Below are 26135 nucleotides of genomic sequence, written 5' to 3' on the forward strand. Positions count from 1 at the left end.
GCCGGTGCGGCCTGGTTCTGACACGCCGGAGCTGAACGCCCGGACGGATCGTTGCGCCGGGTCGTCAGAGCAACGCGGCGAGATCCGCCGGTCGCGAGATCATCGGCCAGTGGCCGGTCGGCAGCTCGACGAAGGTCCATTCGGGTGTGCCGAGCGGGGCGAACGCCGGGTTCCCCGAAGCGATCAGCTCGCGGATCACCGCCACCGGCATCGTGGAGGCGACCATGGTCTTCGGCGTCGCCGGGATCTGCTGCGGCCGCCGAATCGACTGGGTGACCGCGCCCCACGGCTGCGGCGTCGCCTTCGCACGGATCTGCGCCCAAAGCTCCTCGGTCAGTCCCGCGAACATCCTCTCCTCCTGCTCGAAGCAGGGCACATCGAGCGCATATCCGTCGCCGACCTGAGCGCGCCAGGCCTTCTGAGTGCCCTCGTCATTGAAGTCGATCACCGCCAGACCGGACGGCAGCGGCGCGGTGTCGACGTAGACCACCCGGCTGAGCCGCTCGGGATGCCGGTCGGCGACCGCGGTCACCGGGACGCTCGCCCCGCTGTGCCCGACCAGGACGACCTCCTCCCATCCCTCCATCGCCGCGAGGATGTCGAGGACATGGGTCTCCACGCCGACCTCCGGCGACAGCTCCCCAGCCCTCTCCCCCAGCCCCGTCAGGGTGACCGCCCGCACCTGGTGTCCGGCGGCGCGCAGCTGCTGCGCCACCTGGTCCCAAGCCCAGGCGCCGAGCCAGAAGCCGGGAACCAGCACGTAGTTCGCCATCTCATCGTCCTTCCAGTGAGCCGATGTCGCTACGCTAAAGCCGATAGCGGACAGAATCCGCCCGGATTAAGTGGGTGACCTGTGTCATATCCGGCGACCCGGATGCTGGCGATGCTCGAACTGCTCCAGGCGCACCACGGGATGGGCGGCCGCGACCTGGCGCAGCGGCTCGGTGTGGACGAGCGGACCGTCCGGCGCTACGCCGCCCGGCTCGCCGAGCTGGGCATCCCGGTCGCCGCCGAGCGCGGCCGCTACGGCGGCTACCGGCTGATGCCCGGCTACAAGCTGCCACCGCTGATGCTCACCGACGACGAGGCGACCGCCGTGGTTCTCGGCCTGCTCGCCGGACGCCGCCTGGGCGTTGCCGCCCAGGCCACCGAAGCCGCCCTGGCCAAGATCCGGCGAGTGTTGCCGGCCACGCTGCGAGAACAGGTCGGCGCGCTGGAGGAGACCTTGGACTTCACCCTCGCCGAACGCGCGGCGCCGACGCCCGCGAGCCGGGCCGTGCTCACCCTGGCCGCCGCGATCCGCGACCGCCGCCGGGTCACACTGCGCCACCGCTCCTGGAAAGGCGCCCAGACCGAACGCGAACTGGACGGCCACGGCCTGGTCTTCCACTCCGGCCGCTGGTACGTGACCGGCCACGACCACCGCTCCGGCGAGATCCGGACCTTCCGCGTCGACCGGATCTCCTCCGTCGTCCCGGGGACGGCCTCCTATGAGATCCCCGAGGAGTCCGACCCGGTGCGGCAGGTCACCGCGTCGCTGGCCCAGGTACCGTATGCGCACACTGTCGAGGTCGCTCTGCACGTTCCCCTCGCAGAGGCGTCCCGGCGCATCCCGCCGTCGGTGGCCACACTCACCGAAACCCCGGACGGAGTCCTCCTGCGGACGCGTGCCGAGTCCCTGGACGGCATGGCCGCCATGCTCGCCGGGCTCGGCTTCCCGTTCACGATCCTGTCGCCGCAGGAACTGCGCACTGCCGTCCGGCGGCTGGCCGAGAGCCTGCTGGAACAGACATGGGAACGAACGCTCCCCGCGACCGGCCCGCCGGAGCGGTAGGGGGCCCGGAAGCTGACCGGCTCCCGCACGTTCGCCGGTTGCGTGGCGACGTCGAAGCCGTTGACACCGGCCGTGCCCGCGTCAGCCCTGAGCAGCCTGGACAGAATTTCCACGGCCGTGGTCCTGCCTGCCCCTGGCGTCAGATGGCCAGGGTGGCGGCGATGCCGTCGAGGACGTAGGTGAGGCCGGTTTCGAACTGCCACTGCGCGTCGTCCTTGCGGGTGGCGGTGTGCAGGTAGCGCCGGAAGGTGGGATAGCGGCCGGTCCGCATGTGCCACATCATCTCCGGGGCCAGTTCCGAACGCAGGTCGTCGCTGTCGGACCAGCCGTGCTCGTCGATGAGGTTGCGCACCGCGCTCTCGTAGTTCATGGCGCCGTGGACGTAGGCGTCCACCGCGCGGAAGATGCTCATCATCGCGTCGGCGTCCAGGCCCAGGCCGTCCAGAGCCGACAGGGCCCGCTCGGCGACGATCATCCTGTTGGGTGTGAGCGAGAGCCTCGCCTGCGGGGACAGCTGAGCCAGCCACAGGTGCCGGAGCATCAGCTCACGCGTCCGCAGGGCCAGGGCGCGCATGGTCTCGCGCCACTCGCGGTCGACCGGGAGGTGAAGGTCGGCGTAGACGTGGTCGACCATCAGCTCCAGGAGGTCGTCCTTGCCCGAGACGTAGCGATAGGGCGCCATGGGGGCGACGCCCAGTTCGGTGGCCAGGCGGCGCATGGTGATGGCTTCCAGGCCTTCCGCGTCGGCGATCGCGACCGCGGTCGTGGCGATGCGCTGCGGGGAGAGCGTCTGTCGCTGAGGAGGGGTGGGGCGTTCCAGGCGTTCCCAGAGTGATAGGCGCGGTTTGTCGTTCTCGGTTGGCATGGCGTGCGGCTTCCCTCCGGCTCGTCCCAGATACAACGTATCAAAAGTAGACAACGTACACACTGCTGTGTACGTTGTATCTCATTCCGATACGCCGTACACACGAGAAGGAAGACCGCTCATGAACGACGACCGCCTGAAGATCGCAGTCATCCTCGGCAGCACCCGCGACGGCCGTTTCGGCACCCGAGTGGCAAGCTGGGCCCTCGACCACATCGCGCAGCGCGACGACATGACCGCCGACCTCGTCGATCTCGTCGAGACCCCGCTGCCCACCGTTTTCCCCGTGCTCGGACAGCCCCCGGCCTCGCAGGAGGCCCAGGACCTGCTCGCAGCCGTATCACCGCGGCTGGCCGCGGCCGACGCCTTCGTCATCGTCACCCCGGAGTACAACCACAGCTTCCCGGCGGCCCTGAAGAACGCCATCGACTGGCACAACAGGGAATGGCACGCCAAGCCGGTCGCCTTCGTGTCCTACGGCGCCTTCTCCGCCGGATTGCGCGCGGTCGAGCAGCTGCGCCTGGTGCTGGCCGAACTGCACGCGGTCACCATCCGCGACAGCGTCGGCTTCCAGCGCGCCTGGGAGCAGTTCGACGGGGACGGCAAGGCCGTCGACCCCGCCGCCGGCGCCGCGGTCAAGGTCATGCTCGACCAGCTCGCCTGGTGGGCGCACGCCCTGCGCGAGGCCAAGGCCGTCCGCCCCTACGCCGCCTGAACCGCGATGAACGACCGCTTGCCGTATCTCGCGGTGTTCGGCCTGCTGCTCGGCATGTTCCTGGCCATGCTGGACGGCCTGATCGTCGGCACCGCGCTCCCCACGATCGTGGGCGACCTCGGCGGCCTGAACCACCTGCCGTGGGTGGTGACCGCGTACATGCTCGCCGGCGCGGCCACCACCCCGATCTGGGGCAAACTCGGCGACCTGTACGGCCGCAAGGCCAGCTTCATCACCGCGATCGCGCTCTTCATGGCCGGCTCCGTGCTGTCAGGCGTGTCCCAGGACATGAGCCAGCTCATCGCCTTCCGCGCCGTCCAGGGCCTGGGCGCGGGCGGGCTGATGGTCGGCGCGCTGGCCATCATCGGCGTGCTCGTACCACCACGCCACAGCGGCCGCCTGCAGTCGATGATCGGCGTCATCATGCCGATCGCCTACATCGGCGGCCCGCTCGTCGGCGGCCTGCTCACCGACTACCTGAGCTGGCGCTGGACCTTCTACGTCAACCTGCCGCTCGGCGCCGTCGCCCTCCTGATCATCACCACCCGCATCCACCTGCCACCCGTCGAACGCGTCAAAGTCCGCATCGACTACGGCGGAGCGGCCCTGCTCACCACCGCCATCGTGGCCCTGACTCTGCTGGCGAGCTGGGGCGGGACCACCTACTCCTGGTCCTCACCCCAGGTTTTGGCCCTGACCGCCGTCGCCGTTCTCGCCCTGGCCGGGTTCGTGGCCGTCGAACGGCGCGCCGCCGAACCGATCATCCCGCCGCGCCTGTTCCACGACCGCAACTTCACGCTCGTCCAGGTCCTCAGTTTCCTTGTCGGCGCGATCATGCTCAGCGTGACGAACTACCTGCCGCAGTACATGCAGTTCGTCCAGGGATTCTCGCCGGCGGCCAGCGGCATGCTGCTGCTGCCCCTGATGTTCGGCATGCTCGGCGCGCAGCTGGTCACCGGCCGTCTCATCAGCGCCAACGGCCGCTACCGCGTCCATCCCATCCTCGGCGGCGCACTGATGATCGCGGGCGCTCTGCTCCTGCTGCTGCTCGACGTCGCCACCCCGGCGGCGGCGGCCTCCGCGCTCGGCCTGGTCATCGGCACCGGGATGGGCCTGGTGATGCAGAGTACGACGCTGGTCACCATGAACAGTGCCGATCCCCGGGACATGGGCGCCGCCAGCGGGACGGTCACCCTGCTGCGCACCATCGGCGGTTCGCTCGGCATCGCATTGCTGGGCAGTGTGTACGCGGGCCGCATGCGGGCCGACCTCAGTACGCACCTCGGTCCGGCGGCGGCCGACCGGCTGGCCACAGGCGGCGAACTCACGCCCGAACTGCTGCCCGGCCTGCCCGCTCGGACAGCCGACGCCGTGCGAGAGGCCGTCACCAGCGGCTTGCACGGCATCCTCATCGGCGCGGCCGTTCTCGCGCTGATCGCTTTCGCGGCGTCCTGGCTCATCCGCGAGGTCCCGCTCCGCGACCACACCCCATCATCGGACGCCCCCGAACCCGACGCCCACGCCGCCGTGACGGGGGCTTGAGCAGAAGAGTCACCCCGGGCAGCTCCGGGGGCCGACGCGCTGCCCGGCACCGACGACGGTGACCTGGGCACGGGTTTCCGGCGCCTTGGCGGCGGCCGTGCACACGATCTGCTCGACGGCCAGTGTGGACAGTTCGTCGGCCGCAGTGGACAGGGTGACCACCAAATGGCCGGCGGACTCGGCGGTCACCGAGAACGGGCCGGCTTCGGGCGGGACGTCGGTGGTCAGTCCGTTCGCCTGTTCCTGCGCGGACGGTCCGGCCGCCAGCAGCGCGAGCGTGTCCGCTGGGAACATCGGTCGACGGGTGAGCCGCGTCACCGCGTGGAGCCGGCCGTTCTCGACCAGGTAGAGGGTGGTCATCGTGGCTGGTGCTGGTTCGACGGCTCCGCTCGGCGGGTCACCGACGGAGATGGCGTCGCTGGGCCGCACACCGCAGCCGGCCGTGGCGACGAGCGATACGAGTCCCGCGGCGAGCATGCGGCCGGCGAGCCCGGTCCTCACTCGGGGCCTCCGTCCGGGTCGGGTGACCGGCGTGGCAGGCGGAGCGTGAAGACGGCGCCGCCGTCCGGGGCGTTGGTGACGGTGAGGTCGCCTCGGTGCAGGCGCGCGTTCTCCCGTGCGATGGCCAGGCCGAGGCCGCTGCCCTCGGACCTGGTCCTGGCCGCGCTGGCCTTGTAGAACCGGTCGAACACGTGCGGCAGCACCGCTCCCTCCAGCCCCGGCCCGTGGTCGCGGACCTCAAGGGCGATCCAGTGCGGGTCGGCCGAAAGCCGTACCGACACCGGAGGCTCGCCGTGTCGCAGGGCGTTGCCGACCAGGTTCGCGAGGATGACGTCCACTCGGCGCGGGTCCAGCCGTGCCGTCACCGCGGGTGGCAGCTCGGTGTCCACCAGCTCCGACCAGCCCCGGACACGCAGGGTCGCGGGCACCAGCTCGGCCACGTCGACCTCGTTCAGCGCGAGGGCCGCCACACCGGAGTCGAACCTGCTGATCTCGATGAGGTCGTTCACCAGCCCGGTGAGGTTGAGCGTCTCCTGGCCGACCAGCCTGGCGGCGCGGCCGGCGGGCTCGGGGAGCCGGGCCGCCTCCTCGTCGAGGACGTCGGCGACCGCGGTCAGCGCGGCCAGCGGGGTGCGCAGCTCGTGGGACACGTCGGCCACGAACCGGCGGGCGTCGGCCTCCATCTCGCGCAGCTGCTCGACGTGCCGTTCCAGCTCCGCGGCGGTGTTGTTGAACGTGTGTGCCACATCGGCCAGCTCATCGGAGCCGCTGACCGCGATCCTGGTCCGCAGCTCGCCCTCGCCCAGCAGGCGTGCCGCCCGGCCGAGCTCGCGCACCGGGCGGAGCACGCCACGGGTGGCCAGCAACGCGAGGACGACCGCGAACGCCAGGGCCGCCCCGCCGGTGAGCCAGGCGGATGTGGCGAGCCGGTCGATGCTGAGCTGCTCGGGAAGCAGGCTGCGCGCGGTGTAGACCTCGATGCCGGACATCCGCGTCGTCCGGTCGCGCTCGACGATCAGCAACGGCGTACCGATGATCAGGTGGGGCTCGCCCCGCCACACCACGCGTTGCCACGCGATGTCGCCGCCGGCCACCACCCGCCGCAAGTCCTCGGGAATCAGCCCGGGGTCCAGGACCGGCACGTTGGGCGGCTTCCAGAGCCCCGGCGGCGACATGACCGGCGAGTGCGCCCCGTGGTAGATGGCAACCGCGGAGCTGTACTGGTCGGTCACCGCACGGGCGATCTCGTCGAGCTCGTCCGGGCCCGGCGCCGGACTCCGCAACGGGAAGACCGCCTCCAGGCGGCTTCTCATCGCCTCCACCGCGGCATCCTGGGCCCGCTGCAGGATGTCGATGCGGGCTTGGACGTACATCCCGCCCGCCACCGCCGTCGCGGTGACCACACACAGCAGGGCGAAGGCGAACAACAGCCGGGCACGCAGCCCCGGGCGCGGTCGAGATGCCACCGGCTGCTCACACCGGCCCGAACCGGTACCCGAACCCACGCACCGTCTGCACGTAGACGGGCGCCGCCGAGTCGTCCTCGATCTTCGCGCGTAACCGCTGCACGCAGGCGTCCACGAGACGCGAGTCGCCGAAATACCCGTGCTCCCACACCGACTCCAGCAGCTGCTGGCGGCTGTGCACCCGGCCCGGCGCGCCGGAGAGCTCGAGCAGCAGGCGCAGCTCGGTCGGAGCGAGACTGACCGGCACGCCGCGGTTGGCGATCACCAGCCCGGCCCGATCGATGGTCAGGTCCCCGTGCCGCTCCAGCTCCGCCTGGTCCCGGCCGATCCGCCGGAGCACCGCTCGTATGCGTGCCTCAAGCACTCTGGGCTGCACCGGCTTGACCACGTAGTCGTCGGCGCCCGCCTCCAACCCGGCCACCACGTCCATGTCGTCGCCGCGCGCGGTCAGCATGATGATCGGTACGTCACCGGCGGCCCGGACGCGGCGGCAGACCTCGAACCCGTCCATGCCAGGCAACATCAGATCGAGCACGATGACGTCGGGAAGGTCCATACGCAGCCGATCCAGCCCCTGCTCGCCGGACTCCACCGCGCGCACCCGGTGCCCATGCCGGGTCAGGGCCAGCTCAAGGCCCTCCCGCACGGCCGGATCATCCTCGATCAACAACACTCGCGACACGCCGCCGAGTATCACAGTACGCTCCGTAGCTCGCCCGCCAGTCAACCCATCCACTGTCGGCCGACCGTGTCCCCGCCTCGTCCGCGCCGTGTCATGGTTGCGTCACGGTCGCGCCGACGGTTGGCGCCGTCGATGAACGGTGACATGCGGCGGACAACGCGCGCATATTCGGTGCCAATCGTAGTTGCCATGAGCGAACCACGCACCATCCCACCTCGGCCCCGGGACCGGCTGTTCGCCGCGGTCACGCTGGTGCTCGCCGTGCTCCTGCTGCCCGCGGCGTTCGCCCGGCATCCCGGCCGCGCCCGCGAACTGGCCTGCCGCTGGGCGTTGCGGATGCGGTTCCCCGCCGAGGACCTCACCGGGCTCACCGACGGCACCATGGCGGCGTTCATCGCGGCGCGCACCGAGGCGCTCTGGCGCCACGGCCAGCTCCTCGGCCTCACCTCCGGGTACCGCGATCCCCTTGTCCAGCAACGGATGTTCGACGAGGAGGTGCGCCGCTCCGGCTCCCCTGCCTCGGCACGGATGCTCGTGTTACCTCCGGCGGAATCCCCGCACGTCAAGGGCATCGCGCTGGACGTGCGCCCCCACGAAGGCGCGCGCTGGCTCGAGGAACACGGTGCCCGCTACCACCTCTACCGCATGTACGACAACGAGTGGTGGCATTTCGAGTACCGCCCGGACAGCGGCGGCACACCACCACGACGACGACCCCACCCCGGCGTGCGCCACGTCGTCGAGAACGGGGACCAGATCTAGCCATCCGGCGCTGCCGTGCCGAGCACCCGGCGGTGGCACGTCCACCCCGCCTGTGCCACACTCACTGTTATAGAACTCTCTAGAGAGTTATAGAACGATAGGAGGATGGCATGCGAGACGCGCTGCCCTGGCGGGAGCCGGTCCCGCCGGACGGGACGATGGGCGAGCCACGAGCTCGGGGCCGATTCGGCGAGTACGGCGGACGGTACGCGCCGGAGTCCCTCGTGGAGGCGTGCCGCGAGGTGGACGAGGCGTTCCGCGAGGCGTGGGCGGATCCGGGGTTCCGCGGCGCCCTGGCGCGGCTGCTCGCCGTGAACGCCGGGCGGCCGACCCCGCTCACACCGGCCCACCGGCTGTCGGAGGCCCTGGGCGTGCAGCTGTACCTCAAGCGCGAGGATCTCACCCACACCGGATCCCACAAGATCAACAACGTGCTGGGCCAGGCCCTGCTGGCCACCCGGATGGGACGGCGCAGGCTGATCGCCGAGACGGGAGCGGGCCAGCACGGGGTGGCCACCGCGACGGCCGCCGCGCTGCTCGGGCTGGAGGCCACGGTGTTCATGGGCGAGCGCGACATCGAGCGGCAGGCGCTGAACGTCTTCCGGATGCGCATGCTGGGCGCCGAGGTGGTCCCGGTGACCACGGGCAGCCGCACCCTCAAGGACGCGACCAGCGAGGCCATGCGGCACTGGGTGGGCACGACCGGCGACTCCCACTACTGCATCGGCTCCGTCGTCGGGCCGGATCCGTACCCATGGATGGTCAGGGAGTTCCAGCGGGTCATCGGCGACGAGGCCCGCGGGCAGTGCGCCGCCGAGCTGCGGACCGGCGTGCCGGACCACGTGGTCGCGTGCGTCGGCGGCGGCTCCAACGCGGCCGGCACGTTCGCCGGATTCGCCGACACCCCGGCGCGCCTGGTCGGGGTCGAGGCGGAGGGCGGCGCCGGGGCGGCCCGCGGCCGGCTCGGCGTCCTGCACGGCAGCCGCTCGCTGTTCCTGCAGGACGAGGACGGGCAGATCACCCAGGCGCACTCCATCGCCGCCGGGCTCGACTACCCGGGGGTCGGCCCGGAGCACGCCCACCTGCGCGACCTGGGCCGGGCCCGCTACGTCACGGTGACCGACGACGAGGCCATCGGCGCGGCGGTACGGCTGGCGCGTACCGAAGGCATCGTCCCGGCGCTCGAATCGGCGCACGCCCTCACCTGGGTGATCCGCGCGGCGGGCGACGGCGACCTGCCCGCGGGATCGACGGTGCTGATGACGTTGTCCGGCCGGGGCGACAAGGACGCCTCAACCCTGAGGGAGCTGCTGTGACCAACCCCACGCCGGCCGCCGGCGCGGTCGAACGCCACCTGCGTGCCCGCCGGGACACCGGCCGCGGCCTGCTCATGCCGTACGTCACCGCGGGGATCACCCCCGGCTGGACGGAGTACCTGCGGGCGTTCGCCGCCGCCGGCGCGGACGCGATCGAGGTCGGCCTGCCCTTCTCCGACCCCACGCTGGACGGCGTCACCATCCAGCAGGCCAGCGAGACGGCACTGGCCCGGGGGGCGAGCACCCGCCGGATCCTCGCCGACCTGTCCGGCATGCCGGACGTGGGCGTGCCGCTGGTCGTCAGCACCTACTACAACCTGGTGCTGCACGACGGCCCCGAGGCGTTCTGCGCCGCGCTGAGCCGGGCCGGCGTCGGCGGCCTGATCGTGCCCGACCTGCCGGTGCACGAGGCGGACGAGCTGACGGACGTGGCCGCCGCCGCCGGGATCGAGCTGGTCCTGCTGGCCTCGCCGGCGACGCCGCAGCCGCGGCTGGCGGAGATCTCGTGCCGCAGCCGCGGCTTCGTCTACGCGGTGTCGCTCATGGGCACCACCGGTGAACGGGCGGCCCTCGCCGCTTCGGCGGCGGATCTCACCGGGCGGATCAGGAGCGCCACCGACCGGCCGGTCTTGCTAGGATTTGGCATCTCCACCCCGGATCAGGCACGCGAAGCCCGCCGGCACGCCGACGGCGTGGTGGTCGGCGCCGCGGTCATGCGGCGGGTGCTCGACGGGGCCGGGCCGGACGACCTGCGGGCCTTCCTCGCGACCCTGCGGCAAGCCCTCGACCAGGAGTGTGACCGACCACGATGACCCCCGACGCCGGGCACGAGGCGAGATACCGCGCCATCGCCGCCGACCTCGCCGCGAAGATCCGGTCGGGACACTACGCCCCCGGTGAGGCCCTGCCGCCGCAACGGGAGCTGAGCGCCTCCTACGGGGTGACCCTCATGACGCTGCGCCAGGCGTTGCGGGAGCTCAGCGACGAGAGGCTGATCGTGCAGCAGCCCGGCCGGGGCACATACGTCGCCCCGCCCCACCTGGCGTACCAGCTCGACTCGCTCCGCAGCCTGGTCGACGACCTGCGCAAACAGGGCCACGACGTGCGCACCTCGGTGACCGGGCGGGCGGTGCGCCGGGCCCCCGCCCGGATCGCCGCGGAGCTGCGGCTGCGCCGCGGCGACACCGCCCTGCGGCTGGAGCGGGTCCGCGAGTTCGCGGGACGTCCCGCCCTGCACCAGGTGTCCTGGGTCCGCCGGCCGGTGGCCGACCAGATCCAGGCCCGTGACTTCACCGCCGTCTCCCTCTACACGGCCCTCGCCGACGCGGGAGTGACGGTCGCCCGGGCGTCCGAGGTGGTCCGGCCCGGCCTGCTCGACCCCGACACCGCCCGCCACCTCCACGAGCCGGAGGGCAGCCCGGTGCTCGTCAGCACCCGGATCACCTACACGCTCGACGCCACGCCCGTGGTGTCCGACCATGCCACCATCCTCGGCAGCATGATGGAGATCCGCACCGAACGCGCCGCCACCGGCCTCTCCCTCACCTGGGGCGCCTCCAGCTGAGACCCTGGGTGCGGGTGCGCTGTCTTCAGCTGAGGGAGGGCGTGAGTCAGGCGTGGAGGGTGAGTGGGGCCGGCATCCCGTCCGTGAACAGTCGCGCGTCGACCTGGTCAAGGGCGACGCGCAACGCGCCGAGGGCGACGCTGTCCGCGCCGAGGTTGGACGCCCGGATCTCGGGGACGCGCAGGCAGAGGCGGCGCAGCTCCCGCTCGAGGGGGTCGATGAGGAGGTCGGCGGAGCGGGAGTAGCCGCCGCCGAGGATGACGACCTGCGGGTCCAGGGTCAGCACGAGGGCCGCGGCGCCCACGGCCAGATCCTTGACATAGCGGCGGAGCGCCTTTCTGGCGTCGCTGTCGCCCTCGCGGGCGCGTTCGAAGACCCAGGCGGCCTTGTCGTTCGGATGGATGTCCTCGGGCACTCCGGGGCATTTCTCGATGTGGGACGGGGCGGAGAGCCAGCGAACCGCCTTCAGCGCGCCGATCTCGCCGGCCGCTCCCCCGTACCCGCGCCGCAGGGTGCCGTCGAGGATGAGACCGGCACCGGTCCGCATGCCCGCCAGCAGGTAGACGATGTCGTCGGCGTCCTGCGCGGCGCCTTGCCAGCGCTCGGCGACGGCGGCGAGTTTGCAGTCGTTCTCGACCAGGATCGGGCAGGTGAACCGGGTCGTGAGGTGCTCGGCGGGGGAAACGCTCGCCCAGCCCGGCAGCGGGGTGAACAGCGTGGTACGGCCGTCGGCGTCGACCGGCCCGGTCACCCCGACCGTCACCGCCCAGATCTCGTCGGACCCCATCCCGGCATCCGACAGGCATCGGGAGATGGCGGTGTCGACGGCCGCGAGCCGGGCTGCCGGGTCCGCGTCGGGCTCGACCGGCAGCCGGTGACTGTGCAGCACCTGCCCCTCCAGGTCGGCGAGCAGGACGAGGATCTTGTGGCCGCCGACGTCGACGCCGAGCACGTGCCCGGCGTCGGCGTTGAAGCGGTAGCGGCGGGCCGGGCGGCCGACGCTGCTGCCGTCGGGTTCGACGACCTTCACCCATCCGTCGGTGACCAGCCCGCGAACCACGACGTCGGTTCCGGGCCGGGACAGGCCGGTGCGGGCGGCGAGTTCGGTGACGGTGGCGGGCGGCTGACCCCGCATCGCCCGGACGACGCTGAGCGAGTTGATCTCGCGGAGCCTGCTGACATCGACTCCAGCCACCTCGGACACCGCTACCCCCCGATTATGCTTTGCCAAAGTGAAATTTTAGCTGCTCGTCATGTGATCGGATACTGCTGTCCCGGGTTCAGCGCGGCGGTGAAGTCGACGGGACGGCCATTCACGGCGAAACTGTATCGATCTTCCTGGACGATCTCGGGCTGCTCGGCGAGGTAGGCGGTCATGCGTTCGAGCTCGTCGGAACTCAGCCAGGACGGCGGATCGGAGACGGCCTTGAATCCGCAGATCGCGGCCAGGTCCTGCAGCCAGCGCATCTGGGTCTCGGTGAGCAGGTTGAGCCGGCTGCGGAAGTAGACGGCATCAGGGTCGACCTGGACGAGACGGGACTGCCACAGCCGGTGCAACGTGTTCACGACGGCGTTGCAGGCCATGGCATCCGAGGGGTCGTCGCTGGCGTAGTTGGTCCACAGCGGGGCGACGTCGGGGCCGCTGCGCAGCCCGTCGGCCAGCCCCAGCGAGGGCAGCAGCAGGGCGCCGCTGCCGAGCAGGTAGACCTCCGGGCCGGCGACGCGCCGGATCAGGGCGAGCGCGTCCCGGTAGGCCTGCTCGCGAGGCGCCCCGGAGTGCCGGACGCCGGGGACGGCGCCGGCGTTGATGAAGTCGAGCTTGAGGTAGCTGAAACCCCATTCATGCACAACCTTGTGGATCTGCTGGGTGAGGTGCTCCTGGACGCCGGGGTGGGTGAGGTCCAGGGCCCAGTAGGAGGTGCCCCAGTTGTGCCCGGCGACGACCGGCTGCCCGCCGGCGTCACGCAGCAGGAACTCGGGATGCTCGCGTGCCGTCTCCGACGTGGGCAGCACGATGAACGGCGCCAGCCACAGGCCCGCTCTCATCCCGGCGGTGGTGATCCGCTCGGTCAGGGCGCGCATGCCGGAGGGGAACTTGTCGTTGGGCTCCCAGTCCCCGACGGCCGACTGCCAGCCGTCGTCGATCTGGACGACGTCGAACGGGAGGCCGGCCAGGGCGGAGATGTCCTTGATCAGCGTCTCCTCGGTGATGCCTTCGTAGTAGGAGTACCAGGTGGACCACACGTTTCCGGCACGCCGTTCGCTGCTGCCGAGCCGTACGGCGAGCTGGTCGGTGTAGTGGGCGAAGACCTCCTGCTCGGGACCGTAGGCGAGGAACCAGGGGGCCCCGTCGTCCTCGCACCAGCCGGCGAGGGTGTCGAGGTCGGCCGCCAGGCGGGGGGTGCCCAGCCCGAGGGAGCCCAGCAGCAGCACCCGCCCGTCGTCGCCCTGCAGCGCGGCCACGGCCGAGGAGTGGTGGCGGGCCGGGTCGTCCCAGACCGTGTCGTCCGCGGTCAGGCGCCGCCGGGGGTTCGCGATCCGCAAGGGGGGCTCGCTGAGGCGGCGCCACCCGCACGGGCTCCAGGAGTTCTGGCCGTGGCGGTAGAACAGTGCGTCGGCGAGGCCGTGCAGGATCGCCACCCGGCCAGGCGGCAGGACGAGACCGCCGGTGACGGGCGTGGGGGGCTCGGAACCGGTGAGTTCGACCGCGAAGTCACGGCCGGCCAGGTTGACGAGCAGGGGCATGGTTCTCCTTCGAGCAGCGGCGTCCGTCCGGCGGGAGGCTTGGTGTGGCTCCCACCGGACGGGACAGAGGATGGAACAATCAGCCGAACAGGCCATTGACCTGCTGATTCGCCTTCTTCAGTGCCTCGGCGGGCTCGATCTGGCCGAGGATGACCGCCTGCAGGGCGTCCTGCACGATCTGGCTGATCTCGGTGCCGTGGTCGGTGATCGGCAGGAGGAACGTGCCGCCGGGAGTCTTGGTGTAGTCGACGTACACCTGCACGTCACGGCCCTTGGCCTGGTGGGCGGCCAGAGCCTTCTGCGCGGAGGTCCTGATCGCGGGGAACACCACGGCGTTGCCGGCCACCACGTCCTGGCAGGCGGCCGAGCCGAGGTACTTCACCCACTTCCAGGCGGCGTCCTTGTCCTCGGTGCCCGCCCAGATCGCGTCCGACAGGCCGTTGATGGCGCTCTTACGGGACCCGACCGGCCCGACGGGCAGCGGCGCGAGCGCGAACTTCTGCTTGGCGCCGTCACCCATGTAGGTGTTGATGGTCCAGGAGCCCGCTATCGTGAGCGCGGCCCTGCCCGAGTTCATCACGGCGTCGATGCCGAGCGTGGACTGCTTGTCGAAGCGGGGCGCGTATCCCTTGTCGGTCATCTTCTTGTACCAGCTGATGGTCTCGATCAGCTTGGGGTCGTCGTATTTGAAGCGGGTGCCCCACGGGTTCTTGTCGAGGTAGGTCCAGCCGTTGGCGGCGGCCAGCTCGCCCCAACCGTTCTGGCCCTGGGAGCCGTCGTTCCACTCCGGCTGGTATCCGTAGACCGCGACGTTGTCCTTGTCGAAGTCCGGGTCCAGGCCGTTGCGGCCCTTGTCGTCGACGGTGAGCTTGGCGATGAGGTGCTCGAAGGTGCCGCCGTCGGCCGGATTCCAGGTGAGGTCGGCCAGCTCGTCGGGCTTGATACCGGCCTTGTCGAGCTGCTCGGTGTTGTAGACCACCGCCTCGGTGTCCCAGTCCTTGGGCAGCCCGTACCGCTTGCCGTCCTTGGTCCACAGGTCCGCGAGCCCGTCCTGGTACTGGCTCAGATCGACCTTGTCGGCGTCGACGTAGGGCTGGATGTCGAGGATCTGCCGGCTGGAGACGAACTGCGGGTAGTACGACACCTGGTTGGTCCATACGTCCGGGGCTTCGCCGGCCGCCAGCTGCGTGGTCAGATTCTGCCAGTACTGCGCCCAGGCCGTCTGCGTGAGCTTGACGGTGATGTTCGGGTTCGCCTGATGGAAGGCATCGGCGCAGGCCTGGTAGGAGGCCAACTGGTTGTCGTCCCACAGCCAGTAGTCGAGCGTGACCTGACCGCCCGCGTCGCCGCCCGCCGGCTCGCCCGTCTCGGAACCGCCGCACGCGGTGAGCGTGGTGCCCGCCAGCAGCCCGCACAGCAGCGCTGCGGCAACCCGCTTCCTATTGATCATCGAGGTGCCTCTTCCTGGGGGTGGGGCCGAGGGCCCGACAGAATTCCCTCTTGCCTTGTTGGCTCTCTCGAATAATGATGTGGCTCATCGAAAATTTGTCAAGGCCGGCTCATAAGTGCTTTGGCAATCGTCATGTGGAGGCTTCGATGGTCCGCTCTCCGATCCGCCGGCCTGCCAGGATGGCGCTCGCCGCCCTCCTGGCCGCGGCCGTCACGGCGCTGCCCACCCCGAGCTCGGCCGCGGCTGGTCAACCGGGCTGGCGGAATCTGGCGGCGGCGCAGGCTCCGGACGCCAATCCGCTGGAGGGTTTCATCCCCTACGCCGGCGCCTATACGACGTTCCCGCACTCGATGGAGTGGTTCTACCTGCCGCTGAACGCGGTGATGACCGGCCCGGACCACTTCGACTGGCGGGCGCTGGAAGAGCAGCTGGACGCGATCGCCGCCCGGGGCCATCAAGCGGCTTTCCGCTTCTATGTGGACTATCCGGGCAAGCCCAGCGGCGTCCCGGAGTTCCTGCGCGACCAGGGTCTGCTGACCCGGCCGTACGACGACTTCGGCAACGACGGGCAGAGCGTGTCGCCTGACTACGACGACCCGAACCTGAGCGCCGCGCTCGATCGGTTCATCGCCGCTCTCGGCCGTCGCTACGACGGAGATCCGCGGATCGGGTTCGTCCAGCTCGGCCTGCTGGGCTTCTGGGGTGAGTGGCACACCTGGCCGCACAACGGGGACCCGGGAACGGAGAACTGGTTCGCGTCCCAGGCCGAGCAACTCAGGGTGCTGAACGCCTACGGCAGGGCCTTCGACCGGACCAGGCTCATGGTCCGCTACCCGGGTGCCGACAACAAGGCGCACGACCTGGGCTACCACGACGACTCCTTCGCCTACTCCACCCTGCCGGGCCCCGGCTGGCACTTCATGGACCTGATGCGGCAGGCCGGCACCACCGACAAGTGGCGGACCAACACGGTCGCCGGCGAGCTGCGGCCCGAGCTGCAGGGCTGCCTGTTCGACGTTCCGATGGACTGTCCCGGCGACGGGGACAAGGACTTCGACACGAGCGTCGCCCAGACCCATGCGACCTGGCTGCTCAACCACTACGCTTTCAGCCCCGGATACACCGGCGCCGCCTACGACCAGGCGCTGAAGGGCGCGAAGTCACTGGGCTACGAGTTGCGGGTCACCGCGGTGCGGACCGGGCAGCGGCGCCGCGGCCTCGACGTCACGATCCGGATCAGCAACGACGGCGTCGCCCCGTTCTCCTACGACTGGCCCGTTCAGCTGGCCGTGGCCGGCCGGGACGGACGGATCGCGCGGACCTGGACGACGTCCTGGAAGCTGACCGGCGTCATGCCCGGCGAGCCGGTCGAGCTCGCCGCGGCCCTGCCGGTCGACGGGCTGCGGAAGGGCGAGTACACGCTGGTCCTGCGGGCCGCCAACCCGCTGCCGAACGGCATGCCGCTGCGCTTCGCCAACGCCGACCAGGACACGGCCGTTCCCGGCTGGCTGACCCTCGGGCGCATCCCGGTGTCCTGACGCCACCACGAAAGGGTGCGGCTCCGGCCGCACCCCGCTTCGTCACTTCATGCCGGAGAAGTTCATCGACTGCACCAGCCGTTTGCCCAGGAAGACGAGCAGGACGAGCACCGGAATGATGGACAGGACAGATCCGGCCATGAGCCCGGTCCAGTCCGGCGCCCGGTTGGGCGACTGCTGGAGGAACACGCCCAGCCCCACGGTGAGTACCCGGGTGCTCTCGGCCTTGCCCACCAGCAACGGCCACAGATAGTCCTTCCAGCTCCACACGACCGTGGTCAGCCCGATGGTGATCAGTGGACCGCGGCTCATGGGAAGCACGATCTTCCAGAACATCCCCCACCGGCTGATGCCCTCCAGCGTCGCGGCCTCCTCCACGTCCCGGGGAATGGACAGGAAGAACTGGCGCAGGAAGAACACCGCGAACGGCGTCATCAGCAGGCTGGGCAGGACCAGTCCCGGGATGGTGCTCAGGATGTCCAGCTGCTTGACCAGGACGAAGTTCGGCAGGATCGTGAAGATAGGCGGCACCATCAGCGCGGCGATGATGACGCCGAACGCCAGGTCCCTGCCCGGGAAGCGCAGCCGGGCGAAGGCGTAACCCGCCATGGCGCAGCAGAAGGTCTGCACGACGGCGATCAGCCCGCTGTAGACGATCGAGTTCATCGTGTACCGCAGGAAATTGATCTGCGCTCCCGACCCGCCCGCGGCTCTGGCCTCCTCCGCGTCGACCAGGCCCAGCACCCGCGCGAAATTGATCAACGTGGGGTTGTCCGGCCACAGCCCGGTCGAGTCGCGGTAGAGGTCGGCAGCCGGAGTAAGGGCCGTGCGGGCCATCCAGTAGAAGGGGAAGACGGTGAGCACGACCGCGGCGATGAGGGTGAGCCAGGCGGCCCTTTTGCTGATCTTCATTCCGGAGAACATCCGAAGGCTCCTTAGCCCAGGTCCGAACGCGACGCGCGCAGCATCCGCATCTGCATGGTCGTCAGCACGCCGAGGACGACCACGAGGACCATCGCCACGGCGGCGGCGTATCCCATGTCGAAGTAGGTGAACGCCCGCTGGTAGATGTAGTAGTAGATGACCCGGGTCTCCGGGATGGGCGGCTTGCCGCCGTACACGACCGCGACCGTGTCGAAGATCTGGAACGAGCCGATCAGCGACACCACCAGCACCAGCGCCAGGATCGGCCGCAGGAGCGGCAACGTGATCGATCGGAACATGCGCCATTCACCCGCGCCGTCGATCGCGGCGCCCTCGTACAGGTGTTGCGGTATCTGCAGCATCCCCGCGTAGAGCAGCAGCGCGGTGTAGCCCGTGTAGGTCCAGCTGTTGACCAGCGCCACCAGGGGCATCGCCCAGCTCGGCGAGTTGAAGGAGAGGGTCGTGTCGAGTCCGGTCAGGCCGATGAGGTGGTTGACGAACCCGAGCTCGGGATCCAGCAGCCACGCCCACAGCAGGCCGATCGTCACGTTCGGCACCAGCCATGGCACCAGCAGCGTCGCGCGCAGGACGACCGACTGGGTCAGCCGGTGCATCAGCGCCGCCAGTCCCAGCGCGACCAGCGTCTGCGAGACGATGTTCACGACCACGTAGTAGCCCGTGACCTTCAGCGCGTTCCAGAACTGCTCGTCGCCGACCAGTTTCTGGTAGTTGTCGGCGCCGACGTACGTCGGATCGTTCAGCAGGCTGTAGTCCGTGAACGAGTACCAGACGCCCCGGACCGTCGGGTAGGCGTAGAAGACCGCGAAACCGACGATCACCGGCAGCAGGAACAACCAGGCGACATGGCGATCGTCCCGCCGTCGCCCCGGTCGGCCGTCGCGGTCGAGAAGCCCTCGACGCTGGTCGGTCCCGGCATCGAGTCGTGTCTCAACCGCGTGCATGGGCGCTCCTGTCGACAGCCGCTCGCCGGCGTTCCACGGTGCCGGTCGTCGGTAATAATGATGCGAGCTATCGATATTTTGTCAAGGGCTCATCATATCTGCGGTGCGGTGATCGTCTTGCGTCAGCGCACATGGGATCCGGCGCAAGCGAAACCCTCGTGCTGGTACTCCGGTCTCGAGGCCATCATCGCCGCCGGCTACGACCAGCAAGATCTCCCGGGGCGACGGACTCTGTGATCAGGGTCCGTCGCCGTCCACGGGAGAGCCCGCTACCTGGGCGGGGTCAGCACTTGACCGTGAGCGTGGGGCCGGCCAGCGCGGTGGTGCCGACGGTCACCACGCGGAAGGTGTTCTTCTTCATGCTCTTGCACGTCGCGCGGACGTGGAAGGCACCCGTCTGATCGCTGCGCACGGTCCTGCCCGCCAGCCGCTGCCAGTGCGGGATGCCGACGATCTTCGTCTTCTTCTGCAGCTCCATCGTCCACCGGCCGGCCCTGCTGCCCTTGCAGTGGGCCCGGACAGTGCCGTACATGCGCCACTTGCCGCCCTCGTACCTCCCCCAGGGGCGCAGCAGCGTGAGGCAGCGCTTGGACGAGGTCGTCGCCACCGCCGTGCGCGCCTGTGTGGCCTGGGGCTGGGCGTAGCTCCAGTTCTGGGCCGCGGGGGCGGTCACGGCCGTCGTGGCCGGGGCCGTCTGCGCCGTCGCCGAGCCGGGTGCGATGAGCAGTGCGGACGCCGCGCCGGCGGCGCCCATGAGAGTGATGAGCCGCGTGCTGACCGAAGCCATGAGATCGTCCCTTTCTCGTTGGTGTGCCTTGCGAGAAGGACGGTAGGCCGGTGCTTGTTGAGGATCCGTTGAGGATCTGTCAGGCGCCTTCCGTACGCCGGCGGCTGGGTCACCGATGCGAGTTCTGTCCGGTGCTCGACACGCCGCCCCCGTCGTGGCGATCATCGTCCTGACGGCAACGGCCTGACCCCGAAGGGAATGACAGCCGATGAGCGTTCTCAAGGACCGGGTGGCACTGGTGACCGGCAGCTCCCGAGGGATCGGCGCAGCCATCGCGACCACCTTCGCCCAGGCCGGCGCCCGTGTCGTGCTGCACGGCCGGGACGAGGCCGCGCTCGCCGCGGTCCAGGCACGCATTGACGACCTCGGCGGGCAGGCCACCAGCGTGACCGGAGACGTCACCGTCGCCGCCGACCTCGCCCGCATCCGCGAGCAGATCCTCGACCGGTACGGTCCCGTCGACGTGCTGGTCGCCAACGCCGGCAGCTCGGACAGCCGCCCCACGCCCATCGAGGACATCACGGAGGAGAGCTGGCGGGCCGACATCGACCGGAACCTGACCGGCACCTTCCTGACCGTCAAGTGTTTCCTGCCGGACATGAAGCAGCGCCGGAGCGGCAACATCATCACCCTGTCCTCGGCGGCCGGGCGCAAGCCGAGCGAACGCACGATCGTCGCGTACGCCGCGGCGAAGGCCGGTGTGCAGATCTTCACCCAGGATCTGGCCGCCCAGGTGGGCCCGTACGGCATCCGCGCCAACTGCCTCGCCCCGGAGACGATCCTCACCGAGACGAACGAGCAGTGGATCCCGGCCGACGTTCAGCGCTCGCTGGCCGAGTCGCACCCGCTGCGGCGGCTCGGCACGCCCGAAGACGTCGCACGGGCCGCGCTTTTCCTCGCATCCGACGACGCCGGCTGGATCACCGGCGTCATCGTCGACATCGCCGGTGGCGCGGTGCTGGCGTGACCCGTGAGCCAGGCACCGTTGTGTGCCATCGCCATGGTCACCGCGTACGCCGGGCGAGCAGGGCCAGCAGGCCGATCATGACGAGCCCGAGCACGGCCAGCGACACGCGGTCGGTGACGTTCTCGCCGTTGGCGATCACCCCGAACACCGTGTGCGCCACGAGCGCCCCACCAGCCAGCGCGAGGCTGTGCCGGTCGCCCCACCCGCCGTGCGCCGTCCACCGGCGCAGCAGCACCCCTGCCACCACCGCCAGCAGCGCCGCCGCCACCATCGGGACCACCACCCAGCCCCCTTCGGTGAAGGCCGGATGCCGGGCGCCGCCGAAGGGGAACAGCAGCGCGAGATATCCGAACGCCACCACCCCGGCCAGGCACGCGACGACCGGCGGCGTCGGAACCGTCCGGGGCGCGGCGGCCGGCGGGCGGGGGACGAACCGCAGCGCGAGCACCGCGAGCACCGCGATCACCAGCACGAACGCCGCCAGCGCCGCCGGCGGCGCCTGGTAGCCGGGGTCGATGAAGGACGTCGTCCACCGCAGCAGCACAGCGCCCAGCACGAACACCACTCCCGCCACGACCAGACCGGTCCGCCCCAGATACGGGCGATGGCGAAGCTCCGGGACGATGAGATCCACCAGCAGGATCGGCAGCGCCACGCTGAAGACCGCGTGGTAGGGGATGTTCAGCTCGGTGTAGGCGCTGTTGAGGCCGAGGATCCTGGGCGCCCAGCCGGCCACGCCGTAGATCGTCGGGCTGGTGAGCGCCTGCAGGGCCAGCCCTTCCTCCACGATCCCGTACGCCGCCCCGAGCAGCAGGATGGCGGGCCAGCCCCGGCCGGTACGGCGTACCAGCTCGCGGATCAGTACGGTGCCGGCGCCGTAGATCGGCGTCCACAGCAGCAGCAGCCACGCCTGGCGGAGGGGCGGATTGCCGAGCGTGAGCTCGGCGACGACCGGGGTGAGCCCGGCCAGCAGAAGCGCGGCCCACCGGCCGCGTGCTCGTGAGGTGACCATGCGCCCACGGTCTCCCGCGGCGGGCGCGGCGCGCTGCTGCCGCCAGGCCGGTCCGTGGCCTCTTCGGTCGCTTGCGAAGGGTGACTTTGGTTGCCATGGCGGGGCGGCGATGGTGACCTTGGTTGCTTACCAGGCGGAAGGCCGGCGGATACGATCTGCGGTTGTGTTCGCAGGACAGGGCCCGGGGACGGGCGGGCAGCCGGGTCCGGGCAGATCGCGGCGTGACTGGGCGGCCGGGGCCGGCGGCATCGTGCTCGCCATGGCCGGGGCCGGCGCGGTGGTCTGGGGGGATCTGGTCCCGGGGACGCCCGGCTGGTACCTGTGGGCCGACGTGGCCGGCGGGGCCCTGGCGTGCGCGGGGCTGTGGTGGTGCCGCCGGTGGCCGGTGGCCGCCTCGCTGGCCGTCATCGCGCTGTCCGTCCCGGCCGCGGCGGCGTCGGTGGCCGCGGGGATCGCCACGCTCGTCGCGGCGCTGTACCGGCGGCCGCCCGCGGCCGTCGCGGTGGGGATGGCGTGGGTGGCGGCGACACTGGTCAGGTTCGCCTGGCGGCCGCCCGGGCTGGCGCCGTACCCGGTGTGGGCGCTGGTCGGCATACTGTTCGGCGGGGCGATCACCGGCTGGGGCATCCTGGCCAGGACCCGGCGGGAGCTGCTGGCGTCACTGGCGGAACGGGCCCGCCGCGCCGAGGCCGATCAGCGGCTGCGCGCGGAGGAGGCCCGCCGCGCCGAACGCCTCGGCATCGCCCGCGAGATGCACGACGTGCTCGCCCACCGGCTGTCGCTGCTGGCGGTGCACGCCGGAGCGCTGGAGTTCAACGCCGCCGCCAGGCCGGACGAGGTCGCCGAGGCGGCCGGGGTGATCCGGACCAGCGCCCACCACGCCCTGCAGGAGCTGCGCGCGGTCATCTCCGTGCTGCGCCAGAGCCCGTCGGCCGAGCTTCCGCTGACCGGGCTCGCGCCGCTGGTGGAGGAGTCGCGGCGGGCCGGGATGCGCATCGAGCTGCACGAGCACGACGTACGCTTCGCCGACCTGCCGGAGACGATCCGGCGCACCGCGTACCGCGTCGTGCAGGAGGGGGTGACCAACGCGCGCAAGCACGCGCCCGGCCGGCCCGTCACCGTCGAGGTCTCCGGCGCCGCCGGCGGCGAGCTGACGGTCGAGGTGCGCAACCCGCTGCCCGACGGGCGGGAGGCGGCGGGGCTGGCCACGACCGGGGCCGGAGCCGGGCTGGCCGGGCTGGAGGAACGGGTCTCGCTGGCGGGCGGGCGCCTGGAGCGCGAACACACCGACGGGGGCGGGTTCCGGCTGGCGGCGCGGCTACCATGGCCACGTGAGCGGCCCCATGAGTGAGCCGGTGAGCGGGTCCGCGGATGCCCCCGTGGGTGAGGGTACGGGTGCGCCCGCCGGCGGGACCGGGAGTGCGTCCGGCGCGATCCGGGTGCTCATCGTCGACGACGACGCGCTCGTCCGCGCCGGGCTGACGTTGATGCTCAGGGGGGCGCCCGCCCTCCAGGTGGTGGGCGCGGTGGCCGACGGCGCGCAGGTCCAGGCCGCGGTCGGCGAGCACTCCCCCGACGTGGTGCTGATGGACATCCGGATGGCCGGCCTCGACGGCATCGACGCGACCCGCAGGCTGCGCGCGCGCCGGGACGCGCCGGAGGTCATCATCCTGACCACGTTCGACGCCGACGAGCACGTGTTCCGGGCGCTGCGCGCGGGAGCCAGCGGGTTCCTGCTGAAGGACACGCCGCCCGAGGGGATCGTCGAGGCGATCCGGCGCGTCGCCGCCGGCGAGCCCAGCCTGTCGCCGAGCGTCACCCGGCGGCTGATCGCCCACCTGCTGCCGGAGGAGGACGACCGGCGGCGGGCCGACGCCCGGCGGGTGCTGTCGGCACTCAGTGACCGTGAGCGGGAGGTGGCGCTCGCGGTCGGGCAGGGCAAGGCCAACGCCGTCATCGCCGGCGAGCTGCACATGAGTGTGGGCACGGTCAAGGGCTACATCTCCCGCATCCTCACCAAGGCGGGCCTGGACAACCGCGTCCAACTGGCCCTGGTCGTCCACGACGCCTCCTGAGGCCGAGGGGTCCCGCAGCCAGGTGTGGCGGGAGAGGGAAGCCGGCTCTCGGTGACGCCGGCGCAGCCGATACCGCGCGCCTGGTGACAGCCGACCCGGGCGGAGAGCCCACGGGCCGGCGGTGGCGATCTTCGGTGGGCTGCCGCGTGCCGAGCCGGTGGCGGGCCGCCTCTTACGCGGCGGCGATGGAGGTGCCGAACTCCGCGTCGATGAGTTTGAACGTGAGGTCCCAGCTCTTCCCTTCGGTGTTCGTGTGGACGGCGATGGTGTGCCCGCCGTCAGGGGTGCCGACCGCGAGGAACCAGGTTCCCCAGAGGCTGCCGCCGACGCCGCACAGCGTCCGGCCGCCCGTCGCCTGCTTGTCGAACTCGAACAGGCCGAGGCCGTATCGGGCGTGCGGCACCCAGTGACCGCCCTCGGTGCAGACCGTGGTCCACATCTGCCGGTGCTGGCCGGGCGGCAGCAGTCTGCCACCGGCCAGCGCGTCGACGAAGCGGATCATGTCGCCGGTGGTGGAGACGATGTTGCCGGCCGACCAGGCCAGGGAGGAGTTGAACTCGGTGACGTCCAGGGGCGGGAGACCTGGCTTCTCCATCAGCGATTCCCAGTTCGCAGGAGTGACCGTCGCCGGGTCGACGCCGTCCTGGAGGAACAGGTTGGAGTACCCTCGCGGATGCGGATCGGGGTATCCGTGTCCTGGGCGGGGCGCACGCGGGTGTGGGTCAGTCCGAGCGGCTGGATGACCAGACAAAGGATCCGCTGCTTCTCACAGCGATCCCCCAGCGGATCAGTCGGGCCACCTGAGCTCCTGTCGGTGGCGAGAATCCTGTCACAGCTGCTGATCTGGGATTTCGCCCTCCGCGATGGTCTGGTTGCGATTCCAACCTGACTGCGGATTTGAGGCTTTCGACGTTGAGCGCGGTACGGGATTTCTCGGCGCGATGTCAGGCGGTGGTGAGCTGGCGGATGAGGGGAAGGAGGATGTCGTCGACGATGGAGGCAATCGCGTCGTCGCCTGGCGGGCGGCCGCGGAGCACCACCTCGTTGCGGACCAGGTCGAAGGGCAACTGGAGCACCCGTGGTGGAAGGTTCACCGCGCGAATCTCGTGCCGGTCCGCCGCTCTGGCCAGGACGGTCGCCGCCGCGTCCCCGCGGGTGGAGCGGGCGATCCAGACGTGCAGGGCGGCGGCGCCGTCCGGGTCCCGCGCCGCTTCGGCGGCCAGTCCGGCCAGCACCTCACCGCGTACGCTGCCCAGCCCCTTCACCGTCTGCCGCAGCAGCTCGATCAGGTCCGAGCGCAGGCTGCCGGTGTCAGGGACCTCAATGCCGGGCGGGGCGGCGCGTTCCATGGCCGCGAGCGCGAGCTCGACCCGGGTGGGCCATCGGCGGCTGAGCACCGGGCGGCTGGTGCCGGCCAGGGCGGCGACCGCTTCGAACGTCAGCCTGGCGTAGCCGACCTCCTCCAGGATCTGCCAGGTCGCGTCGAGGATGGCGTGCTCCAGTTGCTCTCCGCGGCGCCGTGTGGCCGTCATCGGATCCCTCCTTAAGATGCGCTTCGCATCTTACATGTGTTAGCGTGCGAGGCGAAGTAAGATACGCCCCGCATCTTAAGGAGAGTTCGTGGTCACCACAGCCAGCGTGCACAGCGAGGGCGCGCAGATCTTCTACGACCACCAGGGCAGCGGCCCGCTGCTGCTGCTGATCTCCGGCGGTGGCGGCGACGCCGCCCGCCACCGGGCCCTGGCCGCCCTGCTCGCCGAGGAGTACACGGTGGTCAGCTACGACCGGCGGTGCAACTCCCGCAGCACCGGCGACCTCACCCGGGACATGGACATGGCCCAGCAGGCCCGCGACGCCGTCGCCGTGATCCACGCCATGGGCCACGAGCGGGCCTACGTCTTCGGCAACAGCTGCGGCGCCTCCATCGGCCTCGAAATGGCCGCCCACCATCCGGCGGCCATCATCAAACTGGTCGCCCATGAGGCGCCGGTCATGTCGATCCTGCCCGACGGCCGTTTCTGGCAGACGTACATGGACGGCGCCCACGACACCTTCCGCAAAGAGGGCGAGGTCGCGGCCATGAAGGTGTTCCACTCCTCCTTCGTCGGCTTCGACGAGTCCACGATCGCCCGTATCTCGGCGGAGAACATCACCCCCAACAGCCAGTTCTTCCTGTCGCGGGAGTTCCTGCCCATCACGTACTACGTACCGGACCTCGACCGGATCCGCGCCAACGGGGTGGCGATGGTCAGCGCGGCCGGAAGCGCCAGCACCGGCGCGTTCTACGCCCGTACCGCGCCCATCGTCGCCGAACGCACCGGCTGCCCGTACGTCGAGTTCCCGGGCAACCACATCGCCTTCATCAACGATCCCAAACCCTTCGCCCAAGCACTTCGCGACACCCTGCGCTGACAGCTTCTCATTCGAC

General features: G+C 70.7%; 26 protein-coding genes. 12 read left to right on the forward strand and 14 right to left on the reverse strand.

Going from position 1 to position 26135, the window contains the following annotated elements:
* Positions 1-64: 64 nt before the first annotated feature.
* On the reverse strand, positions 65-772 hold the full coding sequence (locus tag ACIBG4_RS37730; RefSeq protein WP_397206764.1) for an alpha/beta fold hydrolase: 708 nt from the start codon (positions 770-772) through the stop codon (positions 65-67).
* 81 nt (positions 773-853) lie between these two features.
* Between ACIBG4_RS37730 and ACIBG4_RS37735 the strand changes: the two genes are divergently transcribed.
* Complete coding sequence (locus ACIBG4_RS37735; RefSeq protein WP_397206766.1) at positions 854-1834, forward strand: helix-turn-helix transcriptional regulator; 981 nt, start codon at positions 854-856, stop codon at positions 1832-1834.
* Positions 1835-1973: 139 nt separating this feature from the next.
* Here ACIBG4_RS37735 and ACIBG4_RS37740 read toward each other — a convergent pair whose 3' ends face one another.
* A complete protein-coding gene (locus ACIBG4_RS37740; protein WP_397206768.1) occupies positions 1974-2699 on the reverse strand; it encodes a TetR/AcrR family transcriptional regulator C-terminal domain-containing protein in 726 nt (241 codons plus the stop codon).
* Positions 2700-2820: 121 nt separating this feature from the next.
* Here ACIBG4_RS37740 and ACIBG4_RS37745 point away from each other — a divergent pair, with 121 nt between their 5' ends.
* Positions 2821-3414, forward strand: coding sequence for an NADPH-dependent FMN reductase (locus tag ACIBG4_RS37745; protein WP_397206770.1), 594 nt, complete (start codon positions 2821-2823; stop codon positions 3412-3414).
* 6 nt (positions 3415-3420) lie between these two features.
* Positions 3421-4956, forward strand: coding sequence for an MDR family MFS transporter (locus tag ACIBG4_RS37750; RefSeq protein WP_397206772.1), 1536 nt, complete (start codon positions 3421-3423; stop codon positions 4954-4956).
* Between the two features lie 9 nt (positions 4957-4965).
* Here the strand turns inward: ACIBG4_RS37750 and ACIBG4_RS37755 are convergent, their stop codons facing one another.
* Genes ACIBG4_RS37755 through ACIBG4_RS37765 form a run of 3 tightly spaced genes read right to left on the reverse strand, consistent with a single transcriptional unit; the run spans position 4966 to position 7605 of the window.
* Positions 4966-5457 carry a GerMN domain-containing protein gene (locus ACIBG4_RS37755; protein ID WP_310714577.1) on the reverse strand — a complete coding sequence of 164 codons (492 nt, stop codon included), beginning with the start codon at positions 5455-5457 and terminating at the stop codon, positions 4966-4968.
* Positions 5454-6923, reverse strand: coding sequence for an ATP-binding protein (locus ACIBG4_RS37760; RefSeq protein WP_397206774.1), 1470 nt, complete (start codon positions 6921-6923; stop codon positions 5454-5456). Before ACIBG4_RS37760 ends, ACIBG4_RS37755 begins: the two co-directional genes overlap by 4 nt.
* Before the next feature lie 7 nt (positions 6924-6930).
* The gene (locus ACIBG4_RS37765; protein WP_397206776.1) at positions 6931-7605 is read right to left on the reverse strand and encodes a response regulator; all 675 of its coding nucleotides are present in this window, start codon (positions 7603-7605) and stop codon (positions 6931-6933) included.
* A gap of 189 nt (positions 7606-7794) precedes the next feature.
* On the opposite strand from ACIBG4_RS37765, the gene vanY-N reads away from it, so the two are divergent.
* From vanY-N to ACIBG4_RS37785, 4 genes are all read left to right on the forward strand, one after another.
* Complete coding sequence (gene vanY-N / locus ACIBG4_RS37770) at positions 7795-8367, forward strand: D,D-peptidase/D,D-carboxypeptidase VanY-N (protein WP_397206778.1); 573 nt, start codon at positions 7795-7797, stop codon at positions 8365-8367.
* Positions 8368-8477: 110 nt separating this feature from the next.
* Entirely contained in the window at positions 8478-9683 is a 1206-nt protein-coding gene (gene trpB, locus ACIBG4_RS37775) for a tryptophan synthase subunit beta (protein WP_397206780.1), read from the forward strand.
* Positions 9680-10495 carry a tryptophan synthase subunit alpha gene (gene trpA / locus ACIBG4_RS37780; RefSeq protein WP_397206782.1) on the forward strand — a complete coding sequence of 272 codons (816 nt, stop codon included), beginning with the start codon at positions 9680-9682 and terminating at the stop codon, positions 10493-10495. The genes trpB and trpA overlap by 4 nt, the downstream gene beginning before the upstream one ends.
* Positions 10492-11247, forward strand: coding sequence for a GntR family transcriptional regulator (locus ACIBG4_RS37785; protein WP_397206784.1), 756 nt, complete (start codon positions 10492-10494; stop codon positions 11245-11247). Before trpA ends, ACIBG4_RS37785 begins: the two co-directional genes overlap by 4 nt.
* A gap of 46 nt (positions 11248-11293) precedes the next feature.
* Here the strand turns inward: ACIBG4_RS37785 and ACIBG4_RS37790 are convergent, their stop codons facing one another.
* The 3 genes from ACIBG4_RS37790 to ACIBG4_RS37800 all read right to left on the reverse strand — a co-directional run bounded on the left by ACIBG4_RS37790 (position 11294) and on the right by ACIBG4_RS37800 (position 15442).
* On the reverse strand, positions 11294-12442 hold the full coding sequence (locus ACIBG4_RS37790) for an ROK family protein (protein WP_397206786.1): 1149 nt from the start codon (positions 12440-12442) through the stop codon (positions 11294-11296).
* 56 nt (positions 12443-12498) lie between these two features.
* Positions 12499-13992: a glycoside hydrolase family 36 protein gene (locus ACIBG4_RS37795; protein ID WP_397206788.1), complete on the reverse strand. Its 1494-nt coding sequence runs from the start codon at positions 13990-13992 to the stop codon at positions 12499-12501.
* Between the two features lie 79 nt (positions 13993-14071).
* Positions 14072-15442, reverse strand: a complete 1371-nt coding sequence (locus tag ACIBG4_RS37800; RefSeq protein ID WP_397206790.1) for an ABC transporter substrate-binding protein — start codon at positions 15440-15442, stop codon at positions 14072-14074.
* Between the two features lie 146 nt (positions 15443-15588).
* Between ACIBG4_RS37800 and ACIBG4_RS37805 the strand changes: the two genes are divergently transcribed.
* Complete coding sequence (locus tag ACIBG4_RS37805; RefSeq protein ID WP_397206792.1) at positions 15589-16980, forward strand: DUF4832 domain-containing protein; 1392 nt, start codon at positions 15589-15591, stop codon at positions 16978-16980.
* Between the two features lie 42 nt (positions 16981-17022).
* Here the strand turns inward: ACIBG4_RS37805 and ACIBG4_RS37810 are convergent, their stop codons facing one another.
* The 3 genes from ACIBG4_RS37810 to ACIBG4_RS37820 form a co-directional block, all read right to left on the reverse strand.
* Complete coding sequence (locus ACIBG4_RS37810; RefSeq protein ID WP_397206794.1) at positions 17023-17892, reverse strand: carbohydrate ABC transporter permease; 870 nt, start codon at positions 17890-17892, stop codon at positions 17023-17025.
* Between the two features lie 23 nt (positions 17893-17915).
* Complete coding sequence (locus tag ACIBG4_RS37815; RefSeq protein WP_397206796.1) at positions 17916-18866, reverse strand: carbohydrate ABC transporter permease; 951 nt, start codon at positions 18864-18866, stop codon at positions 17916-17918.
* Positions 18867-19149: 283 nt separating this feature from the next.
* Positions 19150-19653 carry a hypothetical protein gene (locus ACIBG4_RS37820; protein WP_397206798.1) on the reverse strand — a complete coding sequence of 168 codons (504 nt, stop codon included), beginning with the start codon at positions 19651-19653 and terminating at the stop codon, positions 19150-19152.
* Between the two features lie 208 nt (positions 19654-19861).
* Between ACIBG4_RS37820 and ACIBG4_RS37825 the strand changes: the two genes are divergently transcribed.
* On the forward strand, positions 19862-20620 hold the full coding sequence (locus ACIBG4_RS37825) for an SDR family NAD(P)-dependent oxidoreductase (RefSeq protein ID WP_397206800.1): 759 nt from the start codon (positions 19862-19864) through the stop codon (positions 20618-20620).
* A 37-nt stretch (positions 20621-20657) separates the two neighbouring features.
* Here the strand turns inward: ACIBG4_RS37825 and ACIBG4_RS37830 are convergent, their stop codons facing one another.
* Positions 20658-21632, reverse strand: a complete 975-nt coding sequence (locus tag ACIBG4_RS37830; RefSeq protein WP_397206802.1) for a hypothetical protein — start codon at positions 21630-21632, stop codon at positions 20658-20660.
* Between the two features lie 163 nt (positions 21633-21795).
* On the opposite strand from ACIBG4_RS37830, the gene ACIBG4_RS37835 reads away from it, so the two are divergent.
* The gene (locus tag ACIBG4_RS37835) at positions 21796-22983 is read left to right on the forward strand and encodes a sensor histidine kinase (RefSeq protein WP_397206804.1); all 1188 of its coding nucleotides are present in this window, start codon (positions 21796-21798) and stop codon (positions 22981-22983) included.
* Positions 22964-23707: a response regulator gene (locus ACIBG4_RS37840; RefSeq protein WP_397206806.1), complete on the forward strand. Its 744-nt coding sequence runs from the start codon at positions 22964-22966 to the stop codon at positions 23705-23707. Before ACIBG4_RS37835 ends, ACIBG4_RS37840 begins: the two co-directional genes overlap by 20 nt.
* A 172-nt stretch (positions 23708-23879) precedes the next feature.
* Here ACIBG4_RS37840 and ACIBG4_RS37845 read toward each other — a convergent pair whose 3' ends face one another.
* Positions 23880-24302, reverse strand: coding sequence for a serine hydrolase (locus ACIBG4_RS37845; RefSeq protein WP_397206808.1), 423 nt, complete (start codon positions 24300-24302; stop codon positions 23880-23882).
* 349 nt (positions 24303-24651) lie between these two features.
* The gene (locus tag ACIBG4_RS37850; protein ID WP_397206810.1) at positions 24652-25239 is read right to left on the reverse strand and encodes a TetR/AcrR family transcriptional regulator; all 588 of its coding nucleotides are present in this window, start codon (positions 25237-25239) and stop codon (positions 24652-24654) included.
* An 88-nt stretch (positions 25240-25327) separates the two neighbouring features.
* Between ACIBG4_RS37850 and ACIBG4_RS37855 the strand changes: the two genes are divergently transcribed.
* Positions 25328-26119: an alpha/beta fold hydrolase gene (locus ACIBG4_RS37855; RefSeq protein WP_397206812.1), complete on the forward strand. Its 792-nt coding sequence runs from the start codon at positions 25328-25330 to the stop codon at positions 26117-26119.
* Positions 26120-26135 lie beyond the last annotated feature (16 nt).

This window comes from Nonomuraea sp. NPDC050383, assembly GCF_044459125.1.
Taxonomy (GTDB): Bacteria; Actinomycetota; Actinomycetes; order Streptosporangiales; family Streptosporangiaceae; genus Nonomuraea.

Bases quoted from the DNA above. Each gene is read 5' to 3' on its own strand.
- ACIBG4_RS37730 (WP_397206764.1), bottom strand. From the start codon at position 772: ATGGCGAACTACGTGCTGGTTCCCGGCTTCTGGCTCGGCGCCTGGGCT.
- ACIBG4_RS37740 (WP_397206768.1), bottom strand. From the start codon at position 2,699: ATGCCAACCGAGAACGACAAACCGCGCCTATCACTCTGGGAACGCCTG.
- ACIBG4_RS37745 (WP_397206770.1), top strand. From the start codon at position 2,821: ATGAACGACGACCGCCTGAAGATCGCAGTCATCCTCGGCAGCACCCGC.
- ACIBG4_RS37750 (WP_397206772.1), top strand. From the start codon at position 3,421: ATGAACGACCGCTTGCCGTATCTCGCGGTGTTCGGCCTGCTGCTCGGC.
- vanY-N (WP_397206778.1), top strand. From the start codon at position 7,795: ATGAGCGAACCACGCACCATCCCACCTCGGCCCCGGGACCGGCTGTTC.
- trpB (WP_397206780.1), top strand. From the start codon at position 8,478: ATGCGAGACGCGCTGCCCTGGCGGGAGCCGGTCCCGCCGGACGGGACG.
- ACIBG4_RS37785 (WP_397206784.1), top strand. From the start codon at position 10,492: ATGACCCCCGACGCCGGGCACGAGGCGAGATACCGCGCCATCGCCGCC.
- ACIBG4_RS37795 (WP_397206788.1), bottom strand. From the start codon at position 13,992: ATGCCCCTGCTCGTCAACCTGGCCGGCCGTGACTTCGCGGTCGAACTC.
- ACIBG4_RS37800 (WP_397206790.1), bottom strand. From the start codon at position 15,442: ATGATCAATAGGAAGCGGGTTGCCGCAGCGCTGCTGTGCGGGCTGCTG.
- ACIBG4_RS37805 (WP_397206792.1), top strand. From the start codon at position 15,589: ATGGTCCGCTCTCCGATCCGCCGGCCTGCCAGGATGGCGCTCGCCGCC.
- ACIBG4_RS37810 (WP_397206794.1), bottom strand. From the start codon at position 17,892: ATGAAGATCAGCAAAAGGGCCGCCTGGCTCACCCTCATCGCCGCGGTC.
- ACIBG4_RS37815 (WP_397206796.1), bottom strand. From the start codon at position 18,866: ATGCACGCGGTTGAGACACGACTCGATGCCGGGACCGACCAGCGTCGA.
- ACIBG4_RS37820 (WP_397206798.1), bottom strand. From the start codon at position 19,653: ATGGCTTCGGTCAGCACGCGGCTCATCACTCTCATGGGCGCCGCCGGC.
- ACIBG4_RS37825 (WP_397206800.1), top strand. From the start codon at position 19,862: ATGAGCGTTCTCAAGGACCGGGTGGCACTGGTGACCGGCAGCTCCCGA.
- ACIBG4_RS37830 (WP_397206802.1), bottom strand. From the start codon at position 21,632: ATGGTCACCTCACGAGCACGCGGCCGGTGGGCCGCGCTTCTGCTGGCC.
- ACIBG4_RS37845 (WP_397206808.1), bottom strand. From the start codon at position 24,302: ATGGAGAAGCCAGGTCTCCCGCCCCTGGACGTCACCGAGTTCAACTCC.
- ACIBG4_RS37850 (WP_397206810.1), bottom strand. From the start codon at position 25,239: ATGACGGCCACACGGCGCCGCGGAGAGCAACTGGAGCACGCCATCCTC.